We start from the raw sequence: 13,775 nt of genomic DNA on the forward strand, positions 1-13,775 counted from the left end.
TTTTCTATTTTGCGTGTTATCCGGTAATGAAATTAAAGCGTTTTGAACTCAGGGCTATTTATTAAAAGCAATGTTAATGATGCCGCCGCCTAAGCAGACATCGTCTAGATAAAATACCACGGACTGGCCAGGAGTGATGGCTCTTTGTGGTTCTTTAAACGACACTTCTATACGGCCATCGGCTAATTCGCTAAGCGTACATTCTTGGTCTGGCTGACGGTAACGACATTTTGCTTTACAGGTCAGTGGGAAGTTTGGTTTTTCACGCGCTACCCAATCAAAGTTATCGGCAATTAAATGAGTTTTAAAAAGTGACTCATGCTGGCCCCCTTGAGTCACCATAAGTACATTGCGCTCTAAATCTTTTTCCACTACGTACCAAGGGTCATCCGAGTAGTTTGCCAAACCACCAATTCCCAAACCTTGACGCTGACCAATTGTGTGGTACATCAAACCGTGGTGGCGGCCAATTTTATCGCCCTCAAGTGTTTCGATGTCGCCGGGTTGGGCGGGCAAATATTGTTCAAGAAAGTCTTTGAAGCGACGTTCGCCGATGAAGCAAATACCAGTGCTGTCTTTTTTGTTGTGGGTGATTAGGTCGTGTTCTTCTGCTAAACGACGTACTTCTGGTTTTTCTAATTCGCCTACAGGGAAAAGAGATTTAGCAATTTCGTCTTTTCCTACCGCGTGTAAAAAGTAGCTTTGATCTTTATTGTTGTCTAAACCTTTTAGCAAGACTGGCTCGCCATTTTGCTCGCCGCGACGAACATAATGACCTGTGGCGATGAAATCAGCGCCCAAAGCGACAGCGTATTCAAGGAAGGCTTTGAATTTGATTTCTTTGTTGCACAAGATGTCTGGGTTAGGCGTTCGGCCTGCTTTGTATTCGGCCAAGAAGTGTTCAAAGACATTGTCCCAGTACTCAGCAGCAAAGTTGGCAGTATGAAGTTTGATGCCTAACTTATCGCAGACGGCTTGAGCGTCGGCTAAATCTTCTTTGGCGGTGCAGTATTCTGTGCCGTCATCTTCATCCCAGTTCTTCATGAACAGGCCTTCAACCTGATAACCCTGCTGCATTAAGATTAAAGCTGATACAGAGGAGTCAACACCGCCTGACATACCGACGATGACTTTTTGGGCGCTGTTTGTGTTGTTCACAAGGGAGCTGTCGTTCATTCTTTCTCTATTCTCATTGTTAGAGAGGCTTGGCCTCAAATACATTTATTGGCGAAGATTGTACCATTTTCATTTCCATGGATGCGAATAGCGCAAAGATATTGACGGCTTATTCCTATCTTTTTAACTATTTGCTGGCGTTAAAAATTGCTTGGATAAAAAGGTTAAAGGCAATGTGGGGTTGTTTTGTGCATCTTCAATACAGGCATTAATGAGTGGGCTGCGATGAGGGAAGCTTTGTATCTCTTCCCAGCTAAGCCAGTGTGACGAGATAATGTCGTCGTCCAATTGATCACTGATGTATTGGACTGGGCGGCATAAGATGCACAGTCGATGATAGGTGTCGGCGCCTTTGTAGGGGGTAAACGCGTATAAACCGACTAGCCCAATCGGTTCCACTAACCAGCCAGATTCTTCTTGTGTTTCACGGATCACCGCTTGTAATACGTCCTCGTTATTTTCGACGTGCCCTGCTGGTTGATTGAGTACGACCTGGTTGTCTTGCCACTCTTTTACCATGAGATACTTTTGGTCTTTCTGGACGAGGGCCGCGACGGTTAGGTGTGGTAGCCTGTTTCTTTCTTTGTTGCTCAAACTGATTAACCTCATATTGCAATTCGCTAGTGGTATCCGTGTATTGCCATTCTCCAGGGGCTAGGTCGTCGAGTGTGTATGGGCCGATAGCGTAGCGAATTAATCTTAGGGTAGGGAATCCAACCGCCGCAGTCATACGTCGAACTTGGCGGTTTTTTCCTTCGTGTATTTGCAGACTAAGCCAGCTTGTTGGGATGTTTTTACGCTCTCTTACCGGAGGGGTTCGAGACCAAATGTCGGGCGTCGTCATACGCTTGGCTTGAGCGGGTTTAGTGAGGCCATCTTTTAGTTCAACACCGTGTCTCAGTTGTTCAAGTGCTTGGTCTGAAATGTCACCCTCGACTTGTACCCAATAGGTTTTAGGCATTTTGAATTTTGGTGATGCGATAAGGTGCTGCAGGGGGCCTTGGTTGGTCAGTAACAACAAACCTTCTGAATCATAGTCTAAGCGTCCCGCTGAGTAAAAATCTGGAACGTCAATAAAACTGGATAGCGCCATTTTATCGTCTTCAGAGGTAAATTGGCTTAATACTTGGAAGGGTTTATTAAATCTAATTAAATGGCTTGGCATATTGGGCTAAAGATTCGCTTATATCAGTGATATAGAAGGCAAAGGGAAATATCTTACTTCTGTTGAAAGGAAGTAAGATATCAAAATCGGCCCCAAATATCGACGATGGAAATGGCAGCGTAGTTTAGGCGGGGTGAGCTTCCTTTTTGTGTTCTTCTTTTACACTCTCATTTTCTGGAGGCTTATTGTCCACGTCCGTTGAGATGGGGGTTATGTCAATTGCGTGCAAGCCGCGCTCTCCTGGCTCAACATCAAAGGTGACAGCCTGGCCTGCTTTTAAGGTTTTATAGCCTTCAACATTAATGGCGGAATAATGAATAAATAAGTCTTCATTAAAATCCTCAGACACAATAAAGCCATAGCCTTTCGCATTGTTGAACCACTTTACGGATCCATGATGCATGAGTCACTCCTTATCCACTCAAGATATTAAATCGATGTTAAAAATTGCGTCGGCATGCCTTAGGGCTCGAGCTTTTGGCTGCTTCAGCGTTATCTGTTTAGGGTAGAATGCTAAATAAGTGCAAACTGTTTTTTGTTAAACAGTGTTAAAATCAACCTCAATAAGCATTGATTGCACTTTTAGTTACCCTAATAATGAGCGTAGAAGCCGTTTTGGGATTTGTAAAATCCAAGTGCGAATGTGTAGCGTAAATAAGTGGTAATGAGTCAAATTTGGCAAATTACGTGAAAAATTGTAGCCTCAGAGGCATAGAATGATTGTAAATCAGCAAATTAGACTAACATCAGAAGATGAGCAGCATGGTCACTCTGGTATAGCGATTGCGCCAGAAGAAACAGAATTAAAACCACCGTCCATGTATCAGGTGGTGTTATTTAATGATGACTATACGCCAATGGACTTTGTCGTATTTGTATTACAGCGTTTTTTTTCAATGGATGGAGAGAAAGCTAATCAGGTAATGTTAGAAGTGCATACCAAGGGGAAAGGTGTCTGCGGCATTTATCCTTTTGATATTGCGGAAACGAAAGTGGCAATGGTTCAACAGTTCGTAGAGCAAAACGAGCACCCCTTAATGTGCGACCTACAAAAGGTTGACTGATTCAGAGAGAGGGAATAGCAATGTTAGATAAAGAACTAGAGCAAACCCTGAATACAGCTTTTAAAGCGGCCCGAGACAAGCGTCATGAATTTATGACGGTAGAGCACTTGTTGCTAGCACTTATTGAAAATGGTGCCGCTTCTAGTGTGTTAAAGGCTTGTGGCGTGAATTTAGAGACGTTGAGTAAAGAACTCGAAGAGTTTGTCGACAGCACCACTCCCTTGATCCCTGAAGATGATGAAGAGCGAGAGGTTCAGCCAACGCTGGGTTTTCAGCGTGTCCTCCAAAGAGCCGTTTTCCATGTTCAATCCTCAGGAAAGCGTGAAGTAACGGGTGCCAATGTGCTCGTGGCAATTTTCAGTGAACAAGAGAGTCAAACTGTTTATCTGTTGAAGCGTCATGGGGTTGCTCGAATTGATGTGGTCAATTACGTGGCTCACGGCATTTCCAAATTAGGTGATTCTTCTGAAGAAGTGGATCAAGAAGACGATGCAGAAGACACCAGTACGGCACCCTTGCAGAAATTTGCTTTAAATCTGAATGAAGAAGCCAAAAACGGCAAAATTGATAAATTGATTGGTCGGGAATACGAAGTTGAGCGCGTTATTCAGACTCTATCCCGCCGCCGAAAAAATAACCCTTTGCTTGTTGGTGAGTCTGGGGTTGGTAAAACAGCCATTGCTGAAGGGTTGGCGAAGCGCATTGTGGACGGGCAAGTGCCTGATGTGATTGCTGACGGGGTAGTTTACTCGCTCGATCTAGGGGCTTTGCTGGCTGGAACAAAATATCGCGGTGACTTTGAGAAGCGCTTGAAGCAATTGCTCGGTGAGTTGAAGAAGCTGCCTAACGCCATTCTGTTTATCGATGAGATACACACCATTATCGGAGCTGGCGCGGCGTCAGGTGGCGTGATGGATGCCTCGAATCTACTGAAACCTGTATTGAGTTCAGGTGGATTGCGCTGCATTGGCTCAACAACCTTCCAAGAGTTCCGTGGCGTGTTTGAAAAAGATCATGCTTTGGCCCGTCGTTTCCAGAAAATTGATGTGAACGAGCCAAGTGTGGATGATACTTATCAAATCCTCAAAGGTATTATTGGTGCGTTTGAAGAGCATCACCAAATCAAATACGAAGAACCCGCTTTGTTGGCGGCGGCGGAGCTCGCTCAGCGCTATGTGACAGATCGTCATATGCCTGACAAAGCTATTGATGTGGTGGATGAAGCTGGTGCATATCAGCGCTTACAACCAGAAGACAAACGCAAAGCTTCGATTACCGTGGCAGACATAGAAGACATTGTCTCGAAAATAGCGCGCGTGCCTGTGAAAGCGGTGAATTCAGATGATAGACAAGTGTTGTCTAATCTAGAGCGCAATTTGAAAATGGTGGTGTTTGGACAGGACAATGCTATTGATTCGTTGTCCTCCGCGATCAAGTTGTCTCGTGCTGGTTTAAAAGCAGAGCAGAAGCCAATTGGTTCCTTCTTGATGGCTGGTCCTACTGGGGTCGGTAAGACTGAGGTGACCAAACAGTTGGCCAAGCAATTAGGTCTTGAGTTGATTCGTTTCGACATGTCTGAGTACATGGAGCGTCACGCGGTATCCCGTTTGATCGGTGCGCCACCAGGTTATGTGGGCTTTGATCAAGGCGGTTTGCTAACGGAAGCGGTGACTAAGAACCCACACAGTGTTGTTTTGCTAGATGAGATTGAGAAAGCTCACCCTGAAGTCTTTAACTTGCTTTTACAAGTGATGGACCATGGTACTTTGACGGATAACAATGGTCGAAAAGCGGACTTCCGTAATGTGATTTTGATCATGACGTCAAATGCAGGGGCAGAGGAATTGGCTCGTCGCTCTATTGGTTTCTCTAACCAAGATAATTCGACTGATGGTATGGAGGTGATCAACCGAACCTTCACACCGGAGTTTAGAAACCGTCTCGATGCTGTTATTCAGTTCCAGCAGTTGGACGAGCGCATTATCTTCAATGTGGTCGATAAGTTCCTTGTGGAGCTTCAGGCGCAGTTAGATCCAAAAGGTGTCTTGCTGGATGTCTCCGATACAGCACGAGGCTGGTTGGCCCACAAGGGCTATGATAGACAAATGGGGGCTCGACCAATGGCCAGAGTCATTCAGGAGCATCTGAAGAAGCCGCTGGCTGATCAGATATTGTTTGGTGACCTGAGCGAAGGTGGTACGGTTAAAGTGACCTTAGATGAAAAGAAAGATGAGTTGAAATTTGACGTCATCAAGGAAGCCGTTGTCCATTAATTGCCTTAATGTTTTTTGTTAGACCAAAAAAAACCACAGTCCTATGGATTGTGGTTTTTTTATATCAATTCACTGAAGGTTCAGCGATCGATGAAATTAACGAGCTCGGTAGACAATGCGACCTTTAGATAGATCGTATGGTGTTAGTTCTACTTTTACTTTATCGCCTGTTAGGATTCGGATGTAGTTTTTGCGCATTTTTCCTGAGATGTGTGCAACAACAACGTGTCCATTTTCTAACTCGACGCGAAACATGGTATTCGGCAACGTATCAATGATAGTGCCTTCCATTTCTAAGCCTTCTTCTTTTGCCACAATATGTGTCCTATGGTGTTAACTTATTTTGGTTGGTAGGCGCCGACCTGAATTTGTTCGAGAGCTGTAAGCCTAGAAGAGAGACTTCTTAGCTTAATGAGCGCTAAACGCATAATACGGTCTCAAAAATGCTAAGAGCGATGTTTAGCAGCACCTGAAATTTTGTCGAGGCATATTTTGCCTAAAAACGCGCCACAAGGCAAATTCCCTGTTTTATTTAAGGCTATTTTTAGACCTTAATTGGCTGCTTAAGCTTATTTTTTGAGAAATTTATCAGTTTTGAGTTCGTTATTGGGGTGGGAATGAGGTTTTGTAGTTGTGAAATGAATTGCTTTCTTGGGCACAGATTAGCGCCTAATGAGATCAGGTGCTCAGACTCAACCTGACAGTCAATTAAGGCAATATTGAATGCTTCTGCGTGATCGCAGAAGATCTTAAGTGCCATTTTAGAGGCGTTTGGCTGTAATGAAAACATAGATTCGCCAAAAAAAACTTGCCCCATTGCGACTCCATAAAAGCCACCAACAAGCTGTTCTTCTTGCCATACTTCAATGGAATGGGCGAAGCCTAAGTCATGAAGACGAGAATAGGCTTGCTTAATATCGTCTGAAATCCATGTTCCTTCATTTCGAGCTCGTAAATCAGAGCAATGGCTAATCACTTGGTGAAAAGCTTGGTTAATCGAAAATTGCATGTTTGATTTTTTTAAAGCTTTTTTTAAGGACTTTGATAGGTGGAAATGAGTTGGCAATAATACGCAGCGTTGTTCCGGATGCCACCAAAGAATAGGATCTGGCTCGCTGTACCAAGGAAAAAAGCCATGCTGATACAAATGTATTAGTCGCTGGGTCGACAAATCCCCTCCCATGGCGGATAGCCCTTCTGGGTCTTGGAGTGCCTTGTGAGGTTGAGGTGTGTCAAAGGGCGATTCAGATAGAATCATTAATTCACACTCTTCATTTGCATGGACATCGGTCATTGAATTCGCTCTTTGTTGTTCAGATTTCTCTTAAATTCAAATCAATATAACGCCCAAACCTGCCTAACGTCATGATCGAAAAGTATTATATTTTTTTTAGGAGTAAAAGCCACCTTTGATAAAAAGGTCAAAAAAAGTCTAAAGCTTTATTTTTATTACCCGATATGCACAATGAGGAAGAAAAGATATTCGGGTTGCGACTTCCTGACACACTTTGTGATCTATTTTGTTTAATTGTGCACGGATGAACAAAGAAAAATGGTCTTTTTGAATGTGATTGACTGTTTTTTGTTCGAAAAAGGGTATAAATTGAAAAAAAATAGAAAAAAAGTGCAAGGAGTGCTTGACCAGTAAAGGAAAACTTGGTTTTAATCGATGCAGTCCTAAACGGTAATTCGAAAAATTGTTGGATGCAGTTTTGGAACTACTAGATAATTTGCTTTTTTGGCAATTGTCACAAAAGTGAAACTGATCGGTTTTAAGATACATGAGTCGTTGATTTAACAACGTTTCTTGGTTAGACGAAAATCTATCAAAGGGTCTACAAGACCACATAATATAATATAAAGGGGAATCTTGAATGAAAGCGATTAAACTTGCTTCTGTGTTTGCAGTATCTGCTGTTGCGGCTGCTGTTTCTACTACTACTATCGCTGCTGAAGGCGTTTTTTCAGGTAACGCGGGTATTGAATACGTTGCTGTAGATGACGGAAATAACGACCTTAGCGGAACTAACGAGGGTGAAGTTGAGCTTGCTATTGATACTGGCATCGTTTACGCAGAAATTGAAATTGCAACTTCTGGTGGTGATGAAGGTACTAAGATTGGCATGGAAAAATTGTACGTAAAACAAGGTGCAGTTTCTTTCGGTCGCTTTGATGGTTCAGTATCAACTGGTTCATTCATGGGTATGGATGAGTACTTCGGCGGTGTTGATCTTAAAACTTCTGGTGATACTGATAATACTGGTATCCGTTACCAAGTATCTCCTGAGCTTACTGTGGCAATTGAAGCAACGGAAAGTGTAGATGCTGTAGCGGCCGTAGCTGATGATCCAAACACAAATGCTGATGAAACTGTTGATGCGGTTGAAGCTCAGGATTCTGACATCGGTTTTGCTCTTTCTTATGTAAAAGACTTCGGTGCATTTAAAGCAGGTATCTCTGGTGGTTCGGTAGGTGATGCGAATGCTGTAAACGTTGGCGTTCAAACAATGGCCGGTCCTGCAACTGTCTCTTTGAACTACGGTTCAGGTGCATCTGGTGTTACTGGTGATACTGATGTTGAACTAATGACAGCATCTGTAGCATACGCAGCTTCTGAAGCACTTACTTTGACTCTAGAATTTTCTAGCAACTTGGAAGCTGAAACCGATGGTACTTACTTCGTAGGTGAGTATGCAGCTGGTGACTTGATCTACTACGTGAAAAACTACGCTGGTGATCTAGATACTGAGCTTACTAAAGTTGGTGTTAAAGCTGAATTCTAAGATTCCCCTTTCGTAAAGAAAGTCTTTCTTAGTAAATACGAAAGCCAGCCCTTGGGGCTGGCTTTTTTTATGGTAAGCTTAACGTGTTTTGGCATGCAGTGGATTAAGCATGTGTTTGTTTTGGTTAGCATAAGATAGGAAGGCAGTTTTGTCAGAAGAGATGAGTGAGTCGGCACGATCACCAATTTGGGATATGTTTGCAAAGCAGGCAGCGTTTATTGCGGCTTTATTGCTGTTGTTTTTTTTCGGTTTAGCCACTTATTCCTATAACCCGCAAGATGCAGGGTGGTTTTATTCTGGCTCTGGCGGCGCCATTCAAAATTCCATGGGGCCCATCGGTGCGACATTAGCCGATTTGATGTCCGCTTTTTTCGGTACTTTATTCTATTCTCTACCACCTTTGTTCTTTTGGGTGGCCATTATTGTATGGCGTAACCCCCATCAGCTTTTACCTCTCAATAATGCTTTGCTTAGTGTGCTGGGCAGTATTCTTTATTTATGTTTTGGTTCTGCGCTTTGTTTTCTGCACACAGTCGGTGAGCAGGATTTGCAATACGGTGCAGGAGGAATTTTAGGGCAGAGTTTAGGTATCCTGCTTTATGGTGTCATTGGTTATGATGGTGCCACTCTGGTCAGTCTCGCATTTGTTATTTTAGCCTTTACTCTGTTATCCCAAGTTCACTGGCTTAGCTTGATGGATAAGTTAGGGGAAGGTGTTTACCGCTTCATCTTTAAGCTAAAGGAAAAGTGGCAGACAAGTAAGGAAAATAGAATCAACAAAGCGGCAATGCACGAAGACGCTTTGCCTGAAGATTTTGCCGAAGAAGAGCCAGCGATTTTTCGTAAACAAAAAAATCGTCAGAAAGTCACATCAAAGGTGGCAGAAGAGAAAGCCGCCTCTCAGCACAATGAAGCTTCAGCTGACCAGTTTCAAGATCATTTGCTTGAACCGGACTCAAGCGAAGCGCGACAGTCTAAGGGGAAATTTTCTTTGGCTTCGCTTTTTTCGAAATCAAACGTATCGTCAGCTGAGGCGACCCCAGAAAATGCCACAGACAAAATTCAAAGAGAGCCAGACTTTGATGGGTTAGACTCTCTTGCAGTCGATGATGCAGAGATTAATTTTGGTGACACGCTTTATATTGAAGAAGAGTGGTCTTCAACACCTAAACCTGAAAAGCAGCCTGTATCAGAACCTGCTCAGGCTCAAGTGACGGAATCGATTGTTGAAGAAAAAACACCTGCAGAGGTTCTTAACAAGGAAAAGGCCGATGAGTTGTTGTTTGGCGATAACCAGGAGGCGGCTATTCCTCCAGCTCACAAGCCGGCAGTAAGAACATTATCGGAAGCTAAACAACTTGATCGTCTTGGTGGGCCATCATCCTCTGAGGAGTCTGTGAAGCCGCAAGAAAAAGGTTATACCTTGCCGGATCGCTCTGTTTTAACGCAGCCTAAGCCAAAACAGGGTGGGTATACTGAAGAAGAGTTGCTTTCTTTGTCGTCATTGTTAGAGCAAAGGTTACAAGACTTTGGCGTCAAAGCTGAAGTAGTAGAAGTGAATCCGGGCCCAGTGATTACGCGTTTTGAGATTCAGCCTGCCCCAGGTGTGAAAGTGTCTCGTATCACTAATTTGGCAAAAGACTTAGCACGATCGTTAAGTGTGATGAGTGTGAGGGTGGTTGAAGTCATTGCGGGTAAATCCACCATAGGAATAGAAATCCCCAACCAAGTCAGGGACACCGTTTATTTTTCCGAAGTCATTAATTGTGACATGTACGATAATGCCTCTTCTGGTCTAACGTTGTCCTTGGGGCATGACATATCGGGCGAGCCTGTGGTGGTGGATTTGGCTAAAATGCCGCATGTATTGGTTGCTGGTACGACAGGGTCAGGTAAATCCGTTGGTGTAAATGCCATGATTTTGAGTATGTTGCTAAAATCCACACCGGATGAGGTACGTATGATCATGGTCGACCCAAAAATGTTGGAGCTGTCTATTTACGAAGGCATCCCGCATTTGTTGACGCCGGTCATTACTGATATGAAAGACGCCGCTAACGGTTTACGTTGGTCAGTCGATGAAATGGAGCGTCGCTATAAGCTGATGTCTAAGCTTGGGGTGAGAAACATCGCAGGTTATAACAAGAAGGTGCGTGAAGCCATTAAAGCGGGCAGCCCTATTGAAGACCCATTATGGCAACCGGAAATGGCGATGTTCTCTGAGGACGGTGTGGCTCGCACTGTACCGCATCTTGAGCCCTTGCCTTACATCGTTATTATTGTCGATGAGTTTGCTGACATGATGATGATTGTTGGTAAAAAGGTGGAGGAGTTGATTGCTCGTATTGCACAAAAAGCCCGTGCGGCGGGGATTCACTTAATTCTCGCTACTCAACGTCCCTCGGTGGATGTTATTACTGGGTTGATTAAAGCCAATATTCCGACGCGTATGGCATTCCAAGTGTCTTCAAAAATTGATTCTCGGACCATCCTTGATCAAGGTGGAGCGGATCAGTTACTGGGGATGGGAGACATGTTGTATCTCCCTGCCGGCTTACCCACGCCGATTCGTGTGCATGGTGCTTTTGTTTCGGATGAAGAAGTGCATGCGGTGGTAGAAGAGTGGAAACAAAGAGGTGAGCCAGACTACATCAATGATGTGGTGGTCAACCCTGAGGATTTGATGTCAGGCGATGGCGGTGAAGAGAAAGATGCTTTGTATGATGAAGCCGTAAAGATTGTTATTGAAACACGTAAAGCCTCAATTTCTTCTATTCAGCGCCGCTTGAAAATAGGTTACAACAGAGCCGCAAATTTAGTAGAAGCGATGGAAGCGGCTGGTTTAGTTGGGCCAATGGGCACCAATGGGCAGCGCGATATCTTAATTCCAGAATAGTCGCGACGATCATTTCCATAGGAGAATTGTTTTGAAAACACGAATGCTGGCGCTGATTTCCTTATTCATAGGATTATTATTCCAAGGTGTGGTACAGGCTGAGGAGACATCTGCTCAGCAAGTGGCTACTTTGTTGGAACAGAATCGTAATGTCGAAGGGGAATTTCGACAAGTTACGTATGATGAACAGGGTAAGCAATTGCAGGTCAGTGAAGGGGTGTTTCTTCTTGCTAAGCCAAATCAGTTTGTTTGGGACAGTATTAAGCCTTTTGCTCAGCGTATTGTGTCGGATGGTCGTACGATCACCATTTGGGATGTTGATCTAGAGCAAGCAACGCAGCGCCCTTTGTCTGGTGAAATTGGTTCTTCGCCTGCTGCTTTATTGGGGCAGCCGGCAGAGACGGTATTGCCACTTTATAATATTACAGCTTTGGGAGAGGAAAAATTTCGTTTATCTCCGAAAGCAGATCAGGATCTATTTCAGACACTTACCTTGTCATTTCGTGATCAAGTGATTGATGCCATGAGTATCTTAGATGCTTTGGGGCAGACCACGGTCATCGAGTTTAATAATGTTGAAGCCCATGATGGTGTGGCAAAAGAGAATTTTAAATTAGATTTACCGGATGATGTTGATTTAATTGTAGAAGGACAATAATGAAAGACCTGTTTTCGGATCTGAGTAACGGTGCCTATCAACCTCTGGCGGCTAGACTCAGACCCACTCGTTTAGAGGATTATATTGGACAATCGCATCTGGTTGGGCCAGGTAAGCCGCTACGACGAATGGTTGAAACAGGTCATTGCCACTCTTTTATTCTGTGGGGACCGCCAGGGGTAGGGAAAACCACCTTCGCTCAGCTATTATGTCAGGCATTAGACGGCCATTTTATTGAAATTTCGGCGGTGATGTCTGGGGTCAAAGAGATTCGTACAGCGGTAGATCAGGCTAAACAATTACGTCAAATGAACGGCACTCAAACCATTTTGTTTGTGGATGAAGTCCATCGCTTTAATAAATCGCAGCAAGATGCCTTCTTGCCATTTATCGAAGATGGCACTTTTTTGTTTATCGGTGCCACCACAGAAAATCCTGCTTTTGAACTAAATTCGGCGCTTTTATCGAGAGCTCGAGTGTATCGTTTGCAAACGCCGAGTGTGGAGGATGTGAAACAGGTATTGGTGCGAGCCTTGCACGATGAAGAAAAAGGTTTGGCTAATATGAAGTTCGCTCTGGATGAACACTATGTTGAAGTTTTGGCTCTAGCGGCGGATGGTGATATTCGTAGAGGGTTAAACTTCTTAGAGATTTTATCGGATTTAATCGAGCCAGGAGAGCAGGTTACTCAGGCTCAGTTAGAAGATGTGTTAGGCGGTAGCATTCGTCGTTTTGACCGCAATGGTGATGTCTTTTACGATCAAATTTCTGCTTTTCATAAGTCGGTACGTGGTTCGTCCCCTGATGGCGCTTTATACTGGATGGCGCGCATGTTAGATGGTGGTTGCGATCCTTTGTATATTGCTCGTCGCTTATTGGCCATAGCGTCTGAAGACATTGGTAATGCGGATCCAAGGGCATTGCAAGTAGGTTTAAATGCCTGGGATATCTTTGAACGAGTTGGTCCTGGAGAAGGCAATCGGGCGATTGCGCAAGCGGCTGTGTATATGGCTTGTGCTCCCAAAAGTAATGCCGTGTATCAAGCGTTTAATCAAGCTATGTCGGATGTGGCTGCTCAGCCGAGTTATGAGGTGCCGATTCATCTGCGTAATGCGCCCACATCGTTAGCGAAAAGTATGGGGCACGGGGATGAATATCGTTATGCGCATAATGAACCCAATGCGTATGCTGCGGGGGAGAATTACTTGCCGCAAGAAGTCGCTGCAATGCGCTACTACCAGCCTTCGGACAGAGGGTTGGAGAAAAAAATTGCGGAGAAGATGGATTGGTTATCAGAGCTAGACCGTCAAAGTTTGCAGCAGCGTTATGCTGCAGTCGATTGGGGAGAGGAGTCATGATGTATCTGATGATTGCGTTCGGCGGAGCACTGGGTGCTGTTAGCCGATACGGTATGACTAAATGGATCAATGCTTATTGGCATCATCACTTTCCATTCGCAACTATGATGGTCAATCTCTTGGGCTGTGTGCTGATGGGGGTTGCTTTCGTGGTCATCAGTGAGAAAATGCCTTCGCTTGAAGCTTATCGACCTTTAATTATTGTCGGTTTTCTTGGGGCATTTACCACCTTCTCTACCTTTTCGTTGGAAATTGTCTCATTAATTCACATGCAGGCTTGGCTAACGGCATTAAGCTATTTATTATTGAGCTGCATTTTAGGTGTGCTTGGGCTCGCCATTGGTATGGCGTTAACTCGCTTCTTTTAATCTGTTGGTTTAGACAGATTGGTTTTTATTGGAT

The 13,775-nt window shown here is 44.2% G+C and carries 13 protein-coding genes; 7 read left to right on the top strand and 6 right to left on the bottom strand.

Annotated features, from left to right (window positions below):
- Window positions 1-54: 54 nt before the first annotated feature.
- From mnmA to DFP76_RS09100, 4 genes are all read right to left on the bottom strand, one after another.
- A complete protein-coding gene (gene mnmA / locus DFP76_RS09085; RefSeq protein WP_113874327.1) occupies window positions 55-1,176 on the bottom strand; it encodes a tRNA 2-thiouridine(34) synthase MnmA in 1,122 nt (373 codons plus the stop codon).
- Window positions 1,177-1,299: 123 nt separating this feature from the next.
- Complete coding sequence (locus tag DFP76_RS09090; RefSeq protein ID WP_113874328.1) at window positions 1,300-1,695, bottom strand: NUDIX domain-containing protein; 396 nt, start codon at window positions 1,693-1,695, stop codon at window positions 1,300-1,302.
- Entirely contained in the window at window positions 1,631-2,341 is a 711-nt protein-coding gene (locus DFP76_RS09095) for a pseudouridine synthase (RefSeq protein WP_113874329.1), read from the bottom strand. Before DFP76_RS09095 ends, DFP76_RS09090 begins: the two co-directional genes overlap by 65 nt.
- 124 nt (window positions 2,342-2,465) lie before the next feature.
- Complete coding sequence (locus DFP76_RS09100) at window positions 2,466-2,744, bottom strand: cold shock domain-containing protein (RefSeq protein WP_113874330.1); 279 nt, start codon at window positions 2,742-2,744, stop codon at window positions 2,466-2,468.
- 313 nt (window positions 2,745-3,057) lie between these two features.
- Between DFP76_RS09100 and clpS the strand changes: the two genes are divergently transcribed.
- Entirely contained in the window at window positions 3,058-3,405 is a 348-nt protein-coding gene (gene clpS, locus DFP76_RS09105; RefSeq protein ID WP_013795498.1) for an ATP-dependent Clp protease adapter ClpS, read from the top strand.
- A gap of 20 nt (window positions 3,406-3,425) precedes the next feature.
- Window positions 3,426-5,678, top strand: coding sequence for an ATP-dependent Clp protease ATP-binding subunit ClpA (gene clpA / locus DFP76_RS09110; RefSeq protein WP_113874331.1), 2,253 nt, complete (start codon window positions 3,426-3,428; stop codon window positions 5,676-5,678).
- 96 nt (window positions 5,679-5,774) lie between these two features.
- On the opposite strand, the gene infA is transcribed toward clpA, so the two are convergent.
- A complete protein-coding gene (gene infA, locus DFP76_RS09115) occupies window positions 5,775-5,993 on the bottom strand; it encodes a translation initiation factor IF-1 (protein ID WP_013795500.1) in 219 nt (72 codons plus the stop codon).
- 229 nt (window positions 5,994-6,222) lie between these two features.
- On the bottom strand, window positions 6,223-6,972 hold the full coding sequence (gene aat, locus DFP76_RS09120; RefSeq protein ID WP_113874332.1) for a leucyl/phenylalanyl-tRNA--protein transferase: 750 nt from the start codon (window positions 6,970-6,972) through the stop codon (window positions 6,223-6,225).
- Between the two features lie 580 nt (window positions 6,973-7,552).
- On the opposite strand from aat, the gene DFP76_RS09125 reads away from it, so the two are divergent.
- The 5 genes from DFP76_RS09125 to crcB all read left to right on the top strand — a co-directional run bounded on the left by DFP76_RS09125 (window position 7,553) and on the right by crcB (window position 13,741).
- Window positions 7,553-8,461, top strand: coding sequence for a hypothetical protein (locus DFP76_RS09125; protein ID WP_113874333.1), 909 nt, complete (start codon window positions 7,553-7,555; stop codon window positions 8,459-8,461).
- Between the two features lie 148 nt (window positions 8,462-8,609).
- On the top strand, window positions 8,610-11,357 hold the full coding sequence (locus tag DFP76_RS09130) for a DNA translocase FtsK (RefSeq protein WP_113874334.1): 2,748 nt from the start codon (window positions 8,610-8,612) through the stop codon (window positions 11,355-11,357).
- 31 nt (window positions 11,358-11,388) lie between these two features.
- Window positions 11,389-12,015, top strand: coding sequence for an outer membrane lipoprotein periplasmic chaperone LolA (lolA, locus tag DFP76_RS09135; RefSeq protein WP_113874335.1), 627 nt, complete (start codon window positions 11,389-11,391; stop codon window positions 12,013-12,015).
- The gene (locus DFP76_RS09140) at window positions 12,015-13,373 is read left to right on the top strand and encodes a replication-associated recombination protein A (protein WP_113874336.1); all 1,359 of its coding nucleotides are present in this window, start codon (window positions 12,015-12,017) and stop codon (window positions 13,371-13,373) included. Before lolA ends, DFP76_RS09140 begins: the two co-directional genes overlap by 1 nt.
- On the top strand, window positions 13,370-13,741 hold the full coding sequence (crcB, locus tag DFP76_RS09145; RefSeq protein ID WP_181799813.1) for a fluoride efflux transporter CrcB: 372 nt from the start codon (window positions 13,370-13,372) through the stop codon (window positions 13,739-13,741). The genes DFP76_RS09140 and crcB overlap by 4 nt, the downstream gene beginning before the upstream one ends.
- Window positions 13,742-13,775 lie beyond the last annotated feature (34 nt).

This window comes from Marinomonas aquiplantarum, from assembly GCF_003314975.1.
GTDB classification, from domain to species: domain Bacteria; phylum Pseudomonadota; class Gammaproteobacteria; order Pseudomonadales; family Marinomonadaceae; genus Marinomonas; species Marinomonas aquiplantarum.

Bases quoted from the DNA above. Each gene is read 5' to 3' on its own strand.
- mnmA (WP_113874327.1), bottom strand. From the start codon at position 1,176: ATGAACGACAGCTCCCTTGTGAACAACACAAACAGCGCCCAAAAAGTC.
- DFP76_RS09090 (WP_113874328.1), bottom strand. From the start codon at position 1,695: ATGGTAAAAGAGTGGCAAGACAACCAGGTCGTACTCAATCAACCAGCA.
- DFP76_RS09095 (WP_113874329.1), bottom strand. From the start codon at position 2,341: ATGCCAAGCCATTTAATTAGATTTAATAAACCCTTCCAAGTATTAAGC.
- DFP76_RS09100 (WP_113874330.1), bottom strand. From the start codon at position 2,744: ATGCATCATGGATCCGTAAAGTGGTTCAACAATGCGAAAGGCTATGGC.
- clpS (WP_013795498.1), top strand. From the start codon at position 3,058: ATGATTGTAAATCAGCAAATTAGACTAACATCAGAAGATGAGCAGCAT.
- clpA (WP_113874331.1), top strand. From the start codon at position 3,426: ATGTTAGATAAAGAACTAGAGCAAACCCTGAATACAGCTTTTAAAGCG.
- aat (WP_113874332.1), bottom strand. From the start codon at position 6,972: ATGACCGATGTCCATGCAAATGAAGAGTGTGAATTAATGATTCTATCT.
- DFP76_RS09125 (WP_113874333.1), top strand. From the start codon at position 7,553: ATGAAAGCGATTAAACTTGCTTCTGTGTTTGCAGTATCTGCTGTTGCG.
- DFP76_RS09140 (WP_113874336.1), top strand. From the start codon at position 12,015: ATGAAAGACCTGTTTTCGGATCTGAGTAACGGTGCCTATCAACCTCTG.
- crcB (WP_181799813.1), top strand. From the start codon at position 13,370: ATGATGTATCTGATGATTGCGTTCGGCGGAGCACTGGGTGCTGTTAGC.